Origin of the sequence: Bradyrhizobium sp. HKCCYLRH2015 (assembly GCF_051168215.1) — a bacterium.
Taxonomy (GTDB): domain Bacteria; phylum Pseudomonadota; class Alphaproteobacteria; order Rhizobiales; family Xanthobacteraceae; genus Bradyrhizobium.
Window position 1 is genome coordinate 413,445 of sequence record NZ_JBNPUO010000004.1, and the last position, 17,106, is coordinate 430,550.

Consider the following 17,106-nt stretch of genomic DNA (forward strand, 5'->3'; position numbering starts at 1 on the left):
TGCTCGTCACTCCTGCGGTCGCGTCATGGCTGCGCCTTCGCGCCGCGACCTGCTTCACTGCCTCCCTGGGGCGCTGCACCGGCATCGGTCTGGCCCGCGGCCTGAGGCCTGCGACGCCGCTCGCCGTCCTTCGGCGCGCCGTCAGGCGGCGCTCCGCCCTCCTTCGCCTGGTCCTTGCCTTGATCCTTTGCTTGCGGATTGCGGCCGCGTTTGCGTGGCGCCAGATCGGCCTGCGGCGTCTGCTCGGCGCGCCCGACCACCACTTTGACGCCCTCGGCGAGGTTGGCAAAACCTGTCGTCACCACACGGTCCGAGGGGCTCAAGCCACTCGCGATCACGGCCTCGCTCTCATTCTGCTGCACGACCGCCACCGGATGCGCAGAGACGATGTCACCCTCGCCAATCACGTAGCTGAACGTACCTGCCGGCCCGCGCTGTACGGCCGACGTCGGCACCGTGATCGCCTGCGACAGGGTCTCGACCTTGAGCCGGACATTGACGAACTGTCCTGGCCAGAGCTGGAATTTGCCGTTGGGGAATTCGGCTTTCAGCTTCAGCGTGCCCGTCGTCTGATCGACCTGGTTGTCGATGCCCCGCAACGTGCCGGTGTCGATGACGGTGACGCCGTCATTGCCGAACACGTCGACGGCGAGCGGTCCGTTGGCGGCGGCCGCATTGACGCGCATGATCTGCTGTTGGGGCAGGCTGAACTGAACCGCAATCGGCTGCAGCTGCGTGATGACGACGAGGCCGGTCGCGTCAGAGGCATGAACGACGTTGCCCTGGTCGACCTGGCGCAGACCGGCGCGGCCGGAGAGCGGCGCCACGATCTTGGTGTAGCTCAAGGTCGTCGCCGCGTTGTCGATCGCGGCCTGATCCGCCTTGATCAGCGCCTGCTGCTGCGCCACCACCGCGCGCTGCGTGTCGGCCTGCTGCTTGGTGCCGGCATTGCTGGCGGCGAGCTGCTCGTAGCGGGCGAGGTCGAGCTTCTGGTTGGCGAGCTGCGCCTCGTCCTGCGCCTTCTTGGCGACGGCCTGGTCGTATTGCGCCTGATAGATCGCCGGATCGATCTCGGCGAGCACGTCGCCCTTCTTGACGTCCTGCCCTTCGACGAAATTGACCGCGATCAGCTTGCCGTCGACCTGGGAGCGAACCGTGACGGTATTGAGCGCGCGGACCGAGCCGACGCCGTCGAGATAGACCGGCACGTCCTTGATGGCAGGCGAGGCGGCCAGGACCGGAACGGGAAGGTCGGGCCGCGCGAAGCGGTTATTGGTCTGCTGCTTCTGCTGCATCGCCGACCAGCCGATATAGCCGAGGCCGCCCAGGATCAGCAGCGTGATCGTGATCGACACCAGCCGCCGCGCCACGCTGGACCGCGCGCGCTTCACTGCTCCCTTCTCGTCCGGTTTAAAGAGCATCGGCCGACTTCTCCATGCGCGGCTCCCAGCCGCCGCCGAGCGCCTGATAGAGGCTCACGAACGCCTGCAGGCGCGCCAGTTGCGCCTGCCATAGCGCGTCCTCGGCCTGGAACAGCGTCAATTGCGTATTCAAGACTGTCACGATGTCGGCAGTTCCCGCGCGCAGTTGCTGCTCGGACAATTCGAACGCACGACGCGAGGCGGTAACGACCTGGCGCTGCAGTTGAAGCCTGATCGTGGTCTGCTTGATCGAGAACAGCGCATTGTCGACGTCGGTGAAGGCCTGGATTACGGTCTTGCGGTAGGTCTGCAGCAGCTCATCCTGGCGCGCTTTGGCATTCTCGAAATTGCCGAGAATCCGGCCGCCGTCGAAGATCGGCTGGGTCAGGCTGCCGGCGAGGCTGAAGAACGCCGCATGCGGCTGAAACAGCGAGGTCAGCGCTGCACTTTGATAGCCTCCGTTTCCGGTCAACTGGATGCTCGGAAAGAATTGCGCCCGTGCGCTGCCGACATTGGCGGTGGCTGACGCCAATTGGGCCTCCTGCCGGCGGATGTCGGGACGCTGCGTCAGGATCTCCGACGGCAGACCAGGCGTGACCCGCGGAGTCCTGATCTGGTCGAGCGAGCCGCCAATGACCCGAATGCCTTCGGGCGATCGCGCGACCAGCACAGCCAGGGCATTGACGTTCTGATCGAGCGTTTGGCGCAGCGGCGGCACCGCCGCCTTCTGATTGGCGAGCACGCTCTCCTGCTGCGCGACGTCAAGATCATTGCCGGTGCCGGCCTTCTGCCGCTCGCGGATGGCATCGAGCACACGCGTGGCGCTGGCGATGTTGCGCTCCGCCGTCCGAATCCGATCCTGGGCGGCCAGCACCTGGAAATAGGCATTGGCGACGGTGGCGAGCGTCGTCAGCTGCGTGACGTCGCGGTCGAAGCGGTTGGCCAATGCGGTCTCCTCGGCCGCCTGCAGCGCGTCGCGATTCTGGCCGAAAAAGTCGAGCTGGTAGCTCGCAGAGAGCGAGGCCTGGTAATTGACGACCTCGCGGCCGCCATTCGTGAGCCCGCTGGAGCTCGACCCGGACGTGCGCGAATAGGTCTCCTGCCCCGTGCTCGACAGGCTCGGCAGCAGCGCCGCGCCGGCCTGCCGCGCCAGCGCATCGGCCTGCCTGAACCTGGCCACAGCAGCGGCTATATCGAGGTTGACGGTCTGCGCCTCCTCCATCAGCTGGGTCAGCTCGCGTGATCCGAAGCCGCGCCACCAATCGAGCGGCGGTGGCGCCGCCATATCGGAACCGGACGCCGCCTTGTAGCGCCGGGGCATGTCGAGGGCCGGGTCGGGAATATCCTGCGTCAGCAGGCAGCCGGCCGAGCTTGCCGCCAGGCCGATCGCCGCGATCCAGCGGACGAAATGCCGCAGGCCCGCCGGAGCGCTATTATCCCGCTTCCCGGCAACGATCCGCGGGTCAGCGGACGCGCGGCAAGGCTCGTCGACGGCAATCGGCACGGTGGACACTGGCGTGATGCTTCCCTGTAGTCTTGGGAATCATTCTAGCCGCAGCCCACGGCGCCGGACAGCCCTGCAGCCCCCGTCTCCCCGGCAGCGATGGTGCCGATAAAGTCCGCCGAATCGACAAATCTCCCGTAAATCAGCAGAGTTTCGTGCAGACGCGGCCCCGGGCCATGGCTGCCGCCTTACCAAGATTTCATCTGTCCAATGCCGTTTTAGGCGGGGTGTGACGCGGCGAGCGCGCCCGTGAAACCCTTTGGCGGGGACTCCGTAACTTGCACGTGAACTTCAGGGGGCATTCATGCGAGTTGCGGTGGTCGGAACGGGTATTGCGGGTAACGCCGCGGCCTGGTCCCTGGCGAAGCGTTATCCGATCACCGTCTACGAGCGCGATCTCCGTCCGGGCGGCCACAGCCACACCGTGACGATCGACTATGACGGCGCTCCGGTCTCCGTCGACATCGGCTTCATCGTCTACAACGAGCTGAACTATCCTGAGCTCACCGCCTTGTTCGATCACCTGGGGGTCGAGACGGTCGACAGCAGCATGAGCTTTGCCGTCACCGCGGATGCCGGCCGGTTCGAATGGAAAGGTGGCGGCAACACCTGGCTCGACACCGCCAAGGGGCTGTTCGCTCAGCCGAGCAACCTGCTGTCGACATCCTATCTCTGGATGCTCAGGGACATCCTGAGCTTCAACGAGCAGAGTACAGCGGACTTCAAGGCCGGTCGTCTCGAGGGCCTGACGCTTGGCGACTATTTCCGCCGCAACCATTTCGCGCCGCGCCTGCTGACCGACTATCTGGCGCCGATGGGTGCCGCGATCTGGTCGGCCCCGGCATCCGAGATGCTTGACTTTCCGGCCGAGAACTTCGTCGCGTTCTTCAGCAATCACAGGTTGCTGCAATATGATCGCCCGGTCTGGCGCACCGTCAAGGGCGGCAGCCGCCGCTACGTGGAGAAGCTGACGTCGAGCTTCCGCAACCACATCAGGCTCGGCAGCGCTGTGACGAGCATCGAACGCACCGGCCACGGCGTCGTCGTCCAAGATAGCAGCGGACGTCGGGATACCTACGATCATGTGGTGATTGCCGCGCACAGCGACCAGGCTTTGTCGATGCTCACCGACGCGGACGAGCGGGAGCGCGGCATCCTCGGTGCGATCAAATATTCGCCCAACACGATCTATCTGCACCGTGACAGCCGGCTGATGCCAAAGCGCCGCCGCGCCTGGGCTTCGTGGAATTTCCTGCGCTGGCGGCGTGAAGGCGTTCCCATGAACGATGTCGCCGTCACCTATTGGATGAACAATCTGCAGGACATCGACGACGCCAGGCCGCTGTTCGTCAGCCTCAATCCACCCTTCGCTCCGGCTCCGGAGCTGACCTTTGGCAAATATATCTGTGAGCACCCACAATATACGGCTGCCGCCTTTGCGGCGCAGAAGCGTCTGGCAGCGATTCAGGGGCAGCGCCATACTTGGTTCTGCGGGGCCTGGACCGGCTACGGCTTCCATGAGGACGGGCTGCGCTCGGGTCTCGCCGTGGCGGAGGCGCTCGGCGCGAGCGTGCCATGGCGCGGGTTTCCAACCGAGCTCGCCGAGGCTGCGGAATAGGCGCGACATGGACATGGATCACTCGGGGCCGGAAGAACGAACAGAAGCGGCCGCGCTCTATGTCGGAGAGGTCATGCACGCCCGCATGCGGCCGACCACGCATCGCTTCCGGTATCGCGTGATGAGCCTGCTGATCGATCTCGGCCGGCTCGACCAGGCGGACCGGCAGACCTCGCTGTTCGGGGTCAATCGGCGCGCGCTCTACAGCTTCCACGAGGCCGACCACGGTCCGCGCGACGGCTCGTCGCTGCTGGCCTATGCGCAGACCTGCGCGGCGGATCAGGGGATCGATCTCAGCGGCGGACGCGTGCTGCTGCTGTGCTATCCGCGGCTGCTCGGCTACGTGTTCAATCCGCTGTCGGTCTATTTCTGCCATCGCAGCGACGGCACCCTGGCGCTGATGATCTACGAGGTCCGCAACACCTTCGGCGAGATCAAGCCCTATGTGCTGCCCGTCAGGCCCAATGAGCTGTCCGCGGCAGGGCTGCGCCAGACGCAGGACAAGACCTTCTACGTCTCGCCGTTCATCGACATGGCGATGCGCTACCATTTCCGCATCATGCCGCCGGGCGACAAGGTCAAGTTGCGGATTCTGGAAACTGGCGCCGACGGGCCCCTGCTCGCTGCAACCTTCTCCGGCCGTCGTCGCGGGCTGACGTCCGGCTCCCTGCTCGCTGCCTTCGTCTCGCTCCCGCTGGTGACTGTCAAAATCTTCGCCGCGATCCATTGGGAGGCACTGCGGCTGTGGGCCAAAGGCGTCCGGCTCGTGCCGCGCGGCGAAATCATTGCAGGCCCTGGAACCAATACCGGCTTGGCGGGGAACGGCAGCCACGCTTATATATCACGACGCTGACCGGAAACGGCCGGCTCGCTCTGCGTCCGTGATTCCCTGCCCGCACAGGTGCCACACCGGCCAGCCGACGGGGACGTGGGCTGGAGCCGTTTGCGTGAGTGGACCTGCCATGCCGGACGTCATCCCAGTCACCCCCGATACCATCGACAAGGTGCTTGCCGATCTTCCCCGCCTGCCCCGCCTTGCCCTCGGCTTCGGATCGCGGTTGCGAAAAGGCACGCTCGACGTGACCCTGCCGGACGGACGGGTGATCCGGCTCGGCGGCGTTGAGCCCGGGCCGGCCGCCGCAATGATCCTGGCCAATTACGGCTTCGCATCGCGCCTTCTCAATGGCGGCGACATCGGCATCGCCGAGGCCTATCTGAACGGCGAATGGGATACGCCGGACCTGACGCAGTTTCTCTATCTGTTCTGCGTCAACCAGCACCTGCTGCAGTCGATGCTGGAAGACAAGCCGCTGATCCGGTTTGCCCAGCTGGTCCGGCACTGGTTCAACCGCAACACCAAACGTCAGGCGAAGCGCAACATCTACGCCCATTACGACATCGGGAATTCGTTCTACTCGGCCTGGCTCGATCCGAGCATGACCTATTCCTCGGCCTTGTTCGAGGAGCACACCACCGACCTCACCGCTGCGCAGACCAACAAGTACAAGCGGCTGGCCGAGGCGATCGATCTCAAGCCCGGGCAGAAGCTGCTCGAGATCGGCTGCGGCTGGGGCGGCTTTGCCGAATATGCCGCCAAGACGTTCGGCACCAAGGTCGTTGGGCTGACGATCAGCCAGCAGCAACGCGATTTTGCACAGCGCCGCATCCACGAGGCCGGGCTCGCCGAGAAAGTCGAGATCCGCCTGCAGGACTATCGCGACGAGCGCGACCGCTACGACCGTATCGCCTCGATCGAGATGATCGAGGCGGTCGGCGAGCAGTTCTGGCCGAAGTATTTCTCGCAACTGCGAGACCGTCTGCTGCCGGGCGGACTGGCCGGTGTCCAGGCCATTACCATCCAGGACAGCCTGTTCCAGCACTATCGCCGCGAGGTCGACTTCATCCAGCGCTACGTTTTCCCGGGGGGCATGTTGCCAACACCGCAGATCCTGAAGTCGCTTGGCGACCGCTTTGGCATACCCGTCATCCGCGAGCGCATCTTCGGGGAAGATTATGCCAGGACGCTGGCGATCTGGCGAAATAACTTCCGAGAGGCTTGGCCTGACCTCACGCCCGCCGGATTCGACGAGCGCTTCAGGCGGCTCTGGGAATATTATCTGTCCTACTGCGAAGCAGGTTTCCTCTCTGGGAACATCGATGTTCGCCAGGTGGTCTTTGCGAAATCAGGGGGCTGATCCAGCCGGCTTACGCTCCCCTGGATATCAGGCTAGGGTCCTCTTAAGTGTGCTCGAGGAAACTCCTACGGTATCTGCAAAATGACCATTCATAACGACGTCGTCGCGGCGATCGGCAATACGCCGCTGATCAAGCTCAAGCGCGCCTCGGAGGCGACGGGCTGCACCATTCTCGGCAAGGCCGAGTTCATGAACCCGGGCCAGTCGGTCAAGGACCGTGCCGGCAAGTGGATGATCCTGGAGGCCGAGAGACGTGGCGATCTCAAGCCGGGCGGCCTCGTGGTGGAGGCCACTGCCGGCAACACCGGCATCGGTCTGGCCGTGGTCGCCAGCGCGCGCGGTTATCGCACGCTGATCGTGATTCCGGAGACGCAGAGCCAGGAAAAGAAGGACATGCTACGGCTGTGCGGCGCGGAGCTGGTCGAGGTGCCGGCGTTGCCGTTCAGCAATCCCAACAACTATCAGCATGTCGGCCGCAGGCTCGCCGACGAACTGCGCAAGACCGAGCCGAACGGCGTGCTGTTCGCCGACCAGTGGAACAACCTCGACAACGCCAAGGCGCATTATGCGTCCACGGGACCCGAGATCTGGGAGCAGACCAACGGCAAGGTCGACGGCTTCATCTGCGCGGTCGGCACCGGCGGCACGATTGCCGGCACCAGCCGCTATTTGAAGGACAGGAACAAGGATATCGTCACCGCCTGCGCCGATCCGCACGGCTTCGCCATGTACGAATGGTTCAAGAACGGCGTCGTCAAGTCGACGCCCGGCGACTCCATCACCGAAGGCATCGGCATCGGTCGCGTGACGCCCGTGATCGAGACCGCCAAGGTCGACGACGCGTTCCTGGTGTCCGACGAGGATGCCGTCAACACGATCTACGACCTCGTGCAGCATGAAGGCCTGTGCCTGGGCGGCTCGACCGGCGTCAACGTCGCCGGCGCGGTGCAGCTCGCCCGGAAGCTCGGCCCCGGCCACACCATCGTGACCATCCTGTGCGACTCCGGCACCCGCTATCAGTCGAAGCTGTACAATCCAGAGTTCATGCGTTCGAAGAACCTGCCGGTGCCGGCTTGGCTCGAGAAGCGCAGCGGGATCAAGCCGCCGTTCATGTAGGACGCGAAAGACGAGTAGCGAACGAGAAACGACCTCTATTCGCTATTCGCATCTCCCAATTCGCCCCATCAATGCCGCAGGATCTGGCTCAGGAACAGCTTGCTGCGCGCATGCTGCGGATTGGCGAAGAACTCCTGCGGCGTGTTCGATTCGATGATCTGGCCGGCGTCCATGAACACGACGCGGTTGGCGACCTCGCGCGCGAAGCCCATCTCGTGGGTCACGACCAGCATGGTCATGCCCTCCTTCGCGAGATCGACCATGGTGTCGAGCACCTCCTTCACCATCTCCGGATCGAGCGCCGAGGTCGGCTCGTCGAACAGCATGACCTTGGGGTTCATCGTCAGCGCGCGCGCGATGGCGACACGCTGCTGCTGACCGCCCGACATCTGGCCCGGGTATTTCTGCGCCTGATGCGGGATCTTGACCCGCTCCAGGAACTTCATCGCGGTCGCCTCGGCTTCCTTCTGCGGGATGTTGCGCACCCAGATCGGCGCCAGGGTGCAGTTCTCCAGCACGGTCAGGTGCGGAAACAGGTTGAAGCTCTGGAACACCATGCCGACCTCGCGGCGAACCTCGTCCACGCGCTTGAGGTTCGGACCGAGGTCGATGCCGTCGACATTGATCTCGCCCTCCTGGAATTCCTCGAGCGCGTTGATGCAGCGGATCAAGGTCGACTTGCCTGAGCCCGAAGGCCCGCAGATCACGATGCGCTCACCCTTCCCGACCGAGAGATTGATGTCGCGCAAGACGTGGAATTCGCCGTACCACTTGTTGAGGGCGGAAATGCTGACGATCGAATTTGCAGTCATGGATCTCTCGATGATCTCTGGCTCAATGGCGCCGGTGCGCGTTGACGCGGCGCTCGACCAGCAGGGAGTAGCGTGACATGCCGAAGCAGAAGGCGAAGTAGATCAGCCCCGTGAAGGCAAAGCCGGTGAAGGCCGTGGTCGGCGTCGCCCAGACCGGATCGGCAAACGAGGCCTTGAGGCTGCCGAGCAGGTCGAACAGCGCCACGATGGACACCAGCGAGGTGTCCTTGAACAGCGAGATGAAGCTGTTGACGATGCCGGGGATCACGTGGCGCAGCGCCTGCGGCAGCACGATGAAGCTCGTCGTCTTCCACCAGGACAGGCCGAGCGCGCTCGACGCCTCCGCTTGGCCGCGCGGAATGGCCTGCAGACCGCCGCGGATCACCTCGGCCATGTAGGCGCCGGAGAACAGCGCAACGCCGATCAGCGCCCGTACCAGGCCATCGACCCTGGCATTGCCGGGCAGGAACAGCGGCAGCATGTAGGTGGCGAAGAACAGCACGGTGATCAGCGGCACGCCGCGGACCAGCTCGATGAAGGCGATCGAAAAGATGCGGATCAGTGGAATGGTCGAGCGGCGGCCGAGCGCAAGCGCAATGCCGATCGGCATCGACGCAACGATGCCGATCACCGAGACGACCAGCGTCACCAGCATTCCGCCCCACAGCCTTGTGTCGACGATGGGAAGGCCGCCGCGATCGAGGCCCATGATCGCAATGACGACGGCAATGCCAGCGAAGGTCGCGGCCGTGGCGATGACGCTGCGCAGCGCCCTGCTCCCGCCGCCGACGATGAACACCAGCGCGGTGACAATGATCGCCGAGAGCGCGAGATCATTCCACACGGGCTGGTGAGATTGCTGCAGTTCGTTGCGGATCCAGACCAGTGGCCAGATCACGAGCGATGCGAGCGTTCCGATCAGAACGACCAGCTTGCCGAGCAGCCACAGCAGCATGCCGACCACCGGCACGTTGTCGCCGGCGCGCATCAGCGCGTTGCCGGCCGTATCGATGCTCTCGACGAACACCTGGAGGGCGCCTGTGGTCCAGCTCACGCCGAAGCCCTCCAGCCCACCGCCATAGAGCAGGAAGAACGCGACCACCGGCAGCGCGAAGAAGAACAGGCCCGCGTTCAATCCTTTGGCAGGCAGGCGCGGAATCAGCAGCGGCACCAGCAGCACCACCGCCAGCACATAGGTCAGATTGACGCGCCAGCGGTCGGCCTCCGGGTAGAAGCCGTACATGAACTGGCCGAACTTCGCCGAAATGTAGGGCCAACAGGCGCCGACCGGATGGCCGGCGTTCTGCGCCAGGCATGCTTCGCGGTCCTTGCCGACCCACACCGCGTCGACCAGCAGGAACTTGACCGCCGGGATCACGGTGAACCAGATCAACAGCGCGCTCACCAGGGTGAGCAGGATATTGGTCGGCGAGTTCAACAGCCTCGTGCGAACGAAGCCGACGAAACCCGTCGTCTTGATGGGCGCCGGGCGTTCTCCGGCCATGTCCTGACGGATGAAGGTTGAGGCCGTGATGTCGGTCATGCGCCAAGTCTCTTCATGCGCCAAGTCTCTTCCCAAGCCGCCAGCTGTAGAAGCTCATCATCGCGCTCGTGATCAGCGACAGCGCCAGATAGACGCCCATCGTGATTCCGATGATCTCGATGGCCTGACCCGTCTGGCTCATCGTCGTGCCCGCGAACACCGACACGAGATCGGGATAACCGATAGCGACCGCGAGCGAGGAGTTCTTGGTCAGGTTCAAATACTGGTTCGTCAGCGGCGGCAGGATGACGCGAAGCGCCTGCGGCACGACGATCAGGCGCAGCACGGTGCCTCGGCTCAGTCCAAGCGAGAGCCCCGCTTCCATCTGTCCCTTGTGGACCGAGAGAATGCCGGCGCGCACGACCTCGGCGATGAACGACGCCGTGTACATGGTCAGCGCCAGGGTCAGCGCGACGAGCTCTGGAATGATGCGCGAACCGCCGGCGAAGTTGAATCCCTTGAGCGCCGGTACCTCGAACGAAATAGGCACGCCGAACACGAGCGCTGCAATCAGCGGCAGGCCGATCAGCAGCCCCAGCACCCAGGGCCAGATCCGCATCACATGGCCGCGGAGGAACAGCTCGCGCCGCGCATAATAATGCAGACCGACCGAGACCACGATCGCCACACCGAGCGCGATCACGAACGGCATGAAGCCGGGCTCCTCAATCGGGCGCGGAACGATGAAGCCGCGGTTGTTGAGAAAGAAGGTCGAGAAAAGAGAGATGCTCTGTCGCGGTCCGGGCAGAGCCGCCAACACCGCAAGATACCAGAACAGGATCTGAAACAGCAGCGGCAGGTTGCGGATCAGCTCGACATAGGCGCCGGAGACTCGCGACAGCAATGCGTTCGGTGACAAGCGGCCAAGCGCAACCAGAAAGCCAAGGATGGTCGCCAGCACGATACCTATGACGGAGACCAGCAGCGTGTTCAGCACGCCGACGATCAGCACGCGACTGTAGCTGTCGGAGCCGGAGTAGCTGATCAGGGTCTGGTTGACGTCGAAGCCGGCCGTGTTGTTGAGGAAACCGAAGCCCGACGTGATGCGCTGGGCGGCGAGGTTGCTGCGTGCGTTGGCCACGATCTCGTAGCCAACCCACACCAGGACTGCGACGAACAGGATCTGCAGGATGATGCCGTTCCATCCTGCCTTGCCACCCAGCATGCGCTTCAGCCGAAGCCCATATTGCGCAGGCGGTAACCTCGCTTCGATACTCATTCGCCGCAGCCCCGCTATCGTGCAGTGATCAGCGGATCGGCGGCGCGTACTGCAGGCCGCCCTTGTTCCAGAGCTGGTTCAGACCGCGCGCGATCTGCAGCTTGGAGCCCGCGCCGACGTTGCGGTCATACATCTCGCCGTAGTTTCCGACCGCTTTCACGATCCGGGAGAACCAGTCCTTGGTGAGGCCGAGCTGCTCGCCGAGATTGCCATCGGTGCCGAAGGCGCGCTTGAAATCAGGCTTGTCCGACTTGGCCATCTCGTCCACGTTCGCCTGGGTGACGCCCATTTCCTCGGCCGTGATCAGCCCGAACAACGTCCACTTCACGATGTCGAACCACTGGTCGTCGCCGTGGCGCACCATTGGGCCGAGCGGTTCCTTCGAGATCACCTCGGGCAGCACAACATGGTCGGCCGGATTGGAGAGCTTCAGGCGCTCGGCATAGAGGCCGGAGACGTCGGTGGTGAACACGTCGCAGCGGCCGGATTCATAGGCTTTCACGGTCTCGTCGGCGCCGGCGAACGCGATCACCTCGTACTTCATCTTGTTGGCCTTGAAGTAGTCGGCGAGGTTTTGCTCGGTCGTGGTCCCAGTCTGCACGCAAACCGAAGCGCTGTTCAGCTCCAGCGCCGAGTTGACCTTGAGGGCCTTCTTCACCATGAAGCCCTGGCCGTCATAATAGGTAATTCCGGCGAAGTTCGCGCCGAGCGAGGTGTCACGCGACAGGGTCCAGGTGGTGTTGCGCGACAGCACGTCGACTTCGCCCGATTGCAGCGCGGTGAAGCGATCCTTGGCGGAGAGCGGCACGAACTTGACCTTGGTCGGATCGTTGAAGATCGCGGCGGCAATGGCGCGGCAGACGTCGACGTCGAGCCCGGTCCAGTTGCCCTTGTCGTCCGGGTTCGAGAAACCGGGCAGGCCCTGGCTGACGCCGCAGGCGAGCATGCCGCGATCCTTGACGGTCTTGAGCGTTTCGGCCTGGGCGCCGACGCTCGCCAGCATCGGGGCGAGAGCAAGAGTGAGAGCCAGAGTGACGCGTTTCATAAATACAGCCTTTCGCGGTCGTCCTTGGGGAGCGATGAAATCTCAGCGCGAAGATGGGGCCGACCTGAATCCGCCTTTGCAAACGCCATACCAAGAATATGGCGCACGCAATGCACAACGGAGCCGTGCATGCGAGATGAAGCGGGAATCGCGGCAAGCCCCTCAACGTGCAGCGATCGAATTGCGCCGGCATCACAGAACGACTGGCGGTCCGGGTCAAGGGGTTGACGGGCCTGTTCTGCATTCTGTTATTAACGACCGCAGTGCGGCCTGATTTCCAGCTATCCCGGCAGGTTCAAAGAGAAAAGACACGCGAATGGCATTATCGAACGACCCCGCTGCGGCGGTGCGACAAAACGTCGAGACACGGCTGGTCACGGCGGGGCGGGACACGAAAGCGCAGCACGGATTCGTGAATCCTCCGGTCGTTCATGGGTCGACGGTCCTGTATCCAACGGCTGAAGATCTGCATGCACACCGCGGCGAATTCCAATATGGCCGCCACGGCACGCCGACCACGAAGGCGTTGCAGCAGGCGCTGATGGCGTTGGAGGGCCCGCAATGCGCCGGCGTCGGCATCGCGCCGTCAGGTCTCGGGGCGATCTCGACGACCCTGCTGTCGGTGCTCAAGGCCGGCGACCACGTGCTGGTCTGCGACAGCATCTATCGCCCGACCCGCAATTTCTGCAACGGCATGCTGGCGCGCTACGGCGTCGAGACGACCTATTTCGACCCATTGATCGGCACAGGAATTGAGCAACTGCTCAAACCAAATACACGCGCGGTAGTGGTCGAGGCGCCCGGCTCGCAGTCGTTCGAAATGCCGGACATCCCCGCCATTGCGGCGGTTGCGCATGCGCATGGCGCACTCGTCATCGACGACAACACCTGGGCGACGCCGCTCTACCACCGCTCCCTCGACCAGGGCGTCGACGTCAGCATGCAGGCGGCCACCAAATATATCGGCGGCCACTCCGACATCATGTTCGGGACGATTTCGGCCAATGCGAAGGCGTGGCCGCTGATCTCCGAAGGCATCCGCCTGCTCGGCGTCTGCGCCGGGCCGGACGACGTCTTCCTGGCGCTGCGCGGCGTGCGGACGCTCGGCGTGCGGCTGGCGCAGCATCATCGGTCCGGCCTGGAGATGGCACGCTGGCTCGCCGCCCGCCCCGAGGTGATCGAGGTCCTGCATCCTGCGCTGGAGAGCCATCCGGGGCATGCGATCTGGAAGCGGGACTTCACCGGCGCCTCCGGCCTGTTCAGCATCGTGCTGCAACCAAAGCCGCAAGCCGCGGTTGATGCGATGCTCGACACGCTGACGCTGTTCGGAATGGGCTATTCCTGGGGCGGCTTCGAGAGCCTGGCGATTCCGTTCGACTGCGCGAGCTATCGCACGGCCACCACCTGGGCGCCCGGCGGCCCCACGCTGCGTCTGCATATTGGCCTGGAGAATGTAGAGGACCTCAAGGAGGATCTCGACCGAGGCTTTGCGGCGTTCAACGCAGCTTAAGCACGCCCGCAGCAAGCGGAGCGTCGCGCGATCGGGCAGCCTGGGCTGACAAATTGGCGTTGATGTCCCGCCGATTGGGGGTAGCCTGCGCGGCAAGGAAAGCTGGAACGAACGGAAATCATGGTTCTGCTCGATCTGATGGGCGGCGTGGCGTTGCTGCTGTGGGGCCTTCACATGGTCCACAGCGGCATTCTTCGCGCCTTCGGCCCGGATCTCCGGCTGCTGCTATCGCGGGCGCTGCGTAACCGCTTCAGCGCGCTCGCCGCCGGACTCGGTCTGACCGCTCTGCTCCAGAGCAGCACGGCGACCGCGCTGATCACGACCTCCTTCGCGGCGGAAGGCCTGGTCGGCCTGATCCCGGCGCTGGCGATCATGCTCGGCGCCAATATCGGCACCACGCTGATCGTGCAGGTCCTGTCGTTCAACGTGGCGGCGGTCGCCCCCATCCTGTTCGTGCTCGGCCTGGTGGCGTTCCGCAGCGGGCCGCGATCGCGCATCAAGGACCTGGGGCGGGTGTCGATTGGCCTCGGCCTGATGCTGCTGTCGCTGCACATCCTGATCGACACCCTGGCGCCCGCTGAAGAAGCGCCGGCGATGCGCGTGTTCATGCAGGCGATCACGGCCGATGTCACGCTGTGCATCATCTTCGGCGCCGTCGTCACCTGGATCGTGCATTCCAGCGTCGCCAGCGTGCTGCTGGTGATGTCGCTGGCCTATGCGCACTTCATCACGGCCGATGCCGCGTTGGCGCTCGTGCTTGGCGCCAATCTCGGCAGCGCCGTCAATCCGGTGTTCGAGGGCGCGCGCCGTGACAACCCGGCGAGCTATCGCCTGCCCGTCGGCAATCTCCTCAACCGTGTCATCGGAGTCGCGCTGATCGCGCCGTTCCTGCATCCGCTCGCAGCGCAATTGCAGCAATTTCAGCCCGATCTGTCGAAGCTGACGGCCCAGTTCCACATGGCTTTCAATCTCGGCACGGCCGTGGTGTTCATCGGCCTGCTCGGCGTCATGGAGAAGCTGCTCGTCAGACTGTTCCCCGACCGCCCGGCGGAGGTCGATCCGGCCAAACCGCGCTATCTCGACGAGACCGCGCTGGAGACACCGTCGCTGGCGCTTGCGGACGCCGCGCGCGAGGCGCTGCGAATGGGCGATCTGGTCGAGACCATGTTGCGCAATGTCATGACCGCGATGATGACCAACGACCGTGGCCTCGTGGATCAGGTGTCACGCGCGGACAATGTCGTCGACCGGCTCGACGAAGCCATCAAGCTCTACATCACCAAGCTGACGCGGGGCAGCCTGGACGACCGTGAGGGCAAGCGCGCGATGGAGATCATCTCCTTCGCGATCAACCTCGAACACATCGGCGACATCATCGACAAGAACCTGAGCGAGCTCGCGACCAAGAAGATCAAGCGCAGGTTCCAGTTCTCTGCGGAGGGCGCCGACGAGCTGCAGGCCTTTCACCGCCAGATCATGGAGGCGCTCCGCGTCGCGTTCGGCATCTTCATGTCCGGCGATGCGCAGCAAGCCCACCAACTGCTCGATCAGAAAGCCGAGCTCCGCAACGCAGAGCTCGGCGCGACCGAGCGGCACCTCGAACGTCTGCGCGAGGGCCGCTCGGAGACGCTCGAAACCACCTCACTGCATCTCGACGTGCTGCGTGACCTCAGGCGTATCCACTCCCACATCTGCTCGGTCGCCTATCCCGTCCTGGACGCGGCCGGCGAAGCGGCCAGCCGCCGCAGCGAGGCGGCAGACAGCGGGGCCACCGTCGCCCTGCCCGCATCCTCTGCAAAGCCGCTGCCGCGCTGAGCGTAGGACGGCGCTACGAACCGGTTGTTCCGCATGCCCGCGCCGGGGCCGAAGCGCCTTCGGCGCGGAGAGAGCTGGGCGCGAACTGCGATGGGAGAGGCAATGCCTGTCCTGCGCCAGCGAACATCCGCCCTGTGAACCTGAAGACGGCCCCGATCAATTGCTCAGCGTCTGGGATTCCCGCTGGCGGTTCTTGAAGATCAACATCACGTTGCGGACGTAGATGATGTTCGACAGCAGCTGGCCGAAGATGATGACCGGCTCGCGCTTCACGAGACCGTAGATCAGCGTCATCAGCCCTCCCCCGATCGAGAAGAACCAGAAGGCGATCGGCACCACGCTCTTGCCCGCGCGCTCGCTGGCGATCCACTGCACAACGAAGCGCGCGGCGAAGGCCAGCTGGGCGGCAAGGCCGAACACCAGCCAGAAATCGAATTTGGCGACGAAGATGTCATAGAGATAGTTGCTGAACGCCTGCCCGAATTGAATCAGCATGACTTCACCTCGATCGCAACCGGCGTCGGCTTCTTGCGGCGGATCAGCCACCACACGCCGGCGAGATCCATGATCCCGATCCACAGCCGGTCGAAGAACCCGTAGTTCGACACGCCCGAATGCCGGGGACGATCGATCACGTCGATATAGGCGATGTCGTAGCCCTCGCGCCGCACCAGGGCGGGAAGGAAGCGGTGCAGACCATCGAAATACGGCATCATCAGGAACACGTCGCGACGGACCGCCTTGAGGCCGCAGCCGGTATCGCGGGTGCCGTCATGCAGCACCGCATTGCGGATCTTGTTGGCCAGCCGCGACTGTAGCTTCTTGAAGCCGGTATCCTTGCGGCCGACGCGCTGCCCTGCGACGAGGCCGACGCCTGCACCGCCCTTTTCGAGCGCGGCAATGAGGTCGGGCAAGAACGCGGGATTGTTCTGGCCATCGCCATCCAGCGTGGCCACCATGGCGCCATGGGCCGCGCGGATGCCGCTACGAACCGCAGCCGATTGGCCGGTCGATTTCTCATGCCGCAGCACACGCAGGTTCGGCCGCCGTGCCATTTCCTCGGCGAGCCGCTGCGCGGTGTCATCGGTCGAGCCATCGTTGACGTAGATGATCTCGTAGGACCACAGACCATCGAGCGCCGCCGCGATCTCGGTGATCAGCGGAACGATATTGCCGGCCTCGTTGCGCACGGGAACGACGATGGAGACGGCAACGGGGGTTTCGGTCGACAAGATGAGAACTCGTAATGGCGTGACTGGACCGGTTGCTGCCCCGGGCGCTGCGGCGGAGGCTTCTTATGGGGCTTGG

The 17,106-nt window shown here is 64.2% G+C and carries 14 protein-coding genes; 6 read left to right on the plus strand and 8 right to left on the minus strand.

Annotated features, from left to right (window positions below; all coding sequences use genetic code 11):
- Positions 1-23 precede the first annotated feature (23 nt).
- The gene (locus ACQR1H_RS13050; RefSeq protein WP_434907634.1) at positions 24-1,421 is read right to left on the minus strand and encodes an efflux RND transporter periplasmic adaptor subunit; all 1,398 of its coding nucleotides are present in this window, start codon (positions 1,419-1,421) and stop codon (positions 24-26) included.
- Positions 1,411-2,934, minus strand: a complete 1,524-nt coding sequence (locus ACQR1H_RS13055) for an efflux transporter outer membrane subunit (protein ID WP_434907635.1) — start codon at positions 2,932-2,934, stop codon at positions 1,411-1,413. The genes ACQR1H_RS13050 and ACQR1H_RS13055 overlap by 11 nt, the downstream gene beginning before the upstream one ends.
- A 295-nt stretch (positions 2,935-3,229) precedes the next feature.
- Here ACQR1H_RS13055 and ACQR1H_RS13060 point away from each other — a divergent pair, with 295 nt between their 5' ends.
- The 4 genes from ACQR1H_RS13060 (at position 3,230) to ACQR1H_RS13075 (ending at position 7,854) form a co-directional block, all read left to right on the plus strand.
- Complete coding sequence (locus ACQR1H_RS13060) at positions 3,230-4,543, plus strand: NAD(P)/FAD-dependent oxidoreductase (protein ID WP_434907636.1); 1,314 nt, start codon at positions 3,230-3,232, stop codon at positions 4,541-4,543.
- Positions 4,544-4,550: 7 nt separating this feature from the next.
- Complete coding sequence (locus tag ACQR1H_RS13065) at positions 4,551-5,396, plus strand: DUF1365 domain-containing protein (protein ID WP_315799916.1); 846 nt, start codon at positions 4,551-4,553, stop codon at positions 5,394-5,396.
- 109 nt (positions 5,397-5,505) lie between these two features.
- Entirely contained in the window at positions 5,506-6,738 is a 1,233-nt protein-coding gene (locus tag ACQR1H_RS13070) for a cyclopropane-fatty-acyl-phospholipid synthase family protein (RefSeq protein WP_315800423.1), read from the plus strand.
- Between the two features lie 81 nt (positions 6,739-6,819).
- Positions 6,820-7,854 (plus strand): cysteine synthase A, encoded by a 1,035-nt coding sequence (locus ACQR1H_RS13075; RefSeq protein WP_315799915.1) that lies wholly within the window; start codon positions 6,820-6,822, stop codon positions 7,852-7,854.
- Positions 7,855-7,922: 68 nt separating this feature from the next.
- On the opposite strand, the gene ACQR1H_RS13080 is transcribed toward ACQR1H_RS13075, so the two are convergent.
- From ACQR1H_RS13080 to ACQR1H_RS13095, 4 genes are read right to left on the minus strand one after another with little or no spacing between them, the layout of a single operon-like run.
- Complete coding sequence (locus tag ACQR1H_RS13080) at positions 7,923-8,666, minus strand: amino acid ABC transporter ATP-binding protein (protein ID WP_315799914.1); 744 nt, start codon at positions 8,664-8,666, stop codon at positions 7,923-7,925.
- A 22-nt stretch (positions 8,667-8,688) separates the two neighbouring features.
- Complete coding sequence (locus tag ACQR1H_RS13085; protein WP_315799913.1) at positions 8,689-10,209, minus strand: amino acid ABC transporter permease; 1,521 nt, start codon at positions 10,207-10,209, stop codon at positions 8,689-8,691.
- Between the two features lie 13 nt (positions 10,210-10,222).
- The gene (locus tag ACQR1H_RS13090) at positions 10,223-11,428 is read right to left on the minus strand and encodes an amino acid ABC transporter permease (RefSeq protein ID WP_315799912.1); all 1,206 of its coding nucleotides are present in this window, start codon (positions 11,426-11,428) and stop codon (positions 10,223-10,225) included.
- 28 nt (positions 11,429-11,456) lie between these two features.
- Positions 11,457-12,473, minus strand: coding sequence for an amino acid ABC transporter substrate-binding protein (locus tag ACQR1H_RS13095; protein ID WP_315799911.1), 1,017 nt, complete (start codon positions 12,471-12,473; stop codon positions 11,457-11,459).
- Between the two features lie 316 nt (positions 12,474-12,789).
- Between ACQR1H_RS13095 and metC the strand changes: the two genes are divergently transcribed.
- Entirely contained in the window at positions 12,790-13,983 is a 1,194-nt protein-coding gene (gene metC, locus ACQR1H_RS13100) for a cystathionine beta-lyase (protein WP_316178668.1), read from the plus strand.
- A 120-nt stretch (positions 13,984-14,103) separates the two neighbouring features.
- Positions 14,104-15,798 carry a Na/Pi cotransporter family protein gene (locus ACQR1H_RS13105; protein ID WP_434872827.1) on the plus strand — a complete coding sequence of 565 codons (1,695 nt, stop codon included), beginning with the start codon at positions 14,104-14,106 and terminating at the stop codon, positions 15,796-15,798.
- Between the two features lie 156 nt (positions 15,799-15,954).
- On the opposite strand, the gene ACQR1H_RS13110 is transcribed toward ACQR1H_RS13105, so the two are convergent.
- The gene (locus tag ACQR1H_RS13110) at positions 15,955-16,293 is read right to left on the minus strand and encodes a lipid-A-disaccharide synthase N-terminal domain-containing protein (protein ID WP_434839874.1); all 339 of its coding nucleotides are present in this window, start codon (positions 16,291-16,293) and stop codon (positions 15,955-15,957) included.
- Positions 16,287-17,030: a glycosyltransferase family 2 protein gene (locus ACQR1H_RS13115; protein ID WP_315799907.1), complete on the minus strand. Its 744-nt coding sequence runs from the start codon at positions 17,028-17,030 to the stop codon at positions 16,287-16,289. Before ACQR1H_RS13115 ends, ACQR1H_RS13110 begins: the two co-directional genes overlap by 7 nt.
- Between the last annotated feature and the right edge of the window lie 76 nt (positions 17,031-17,106).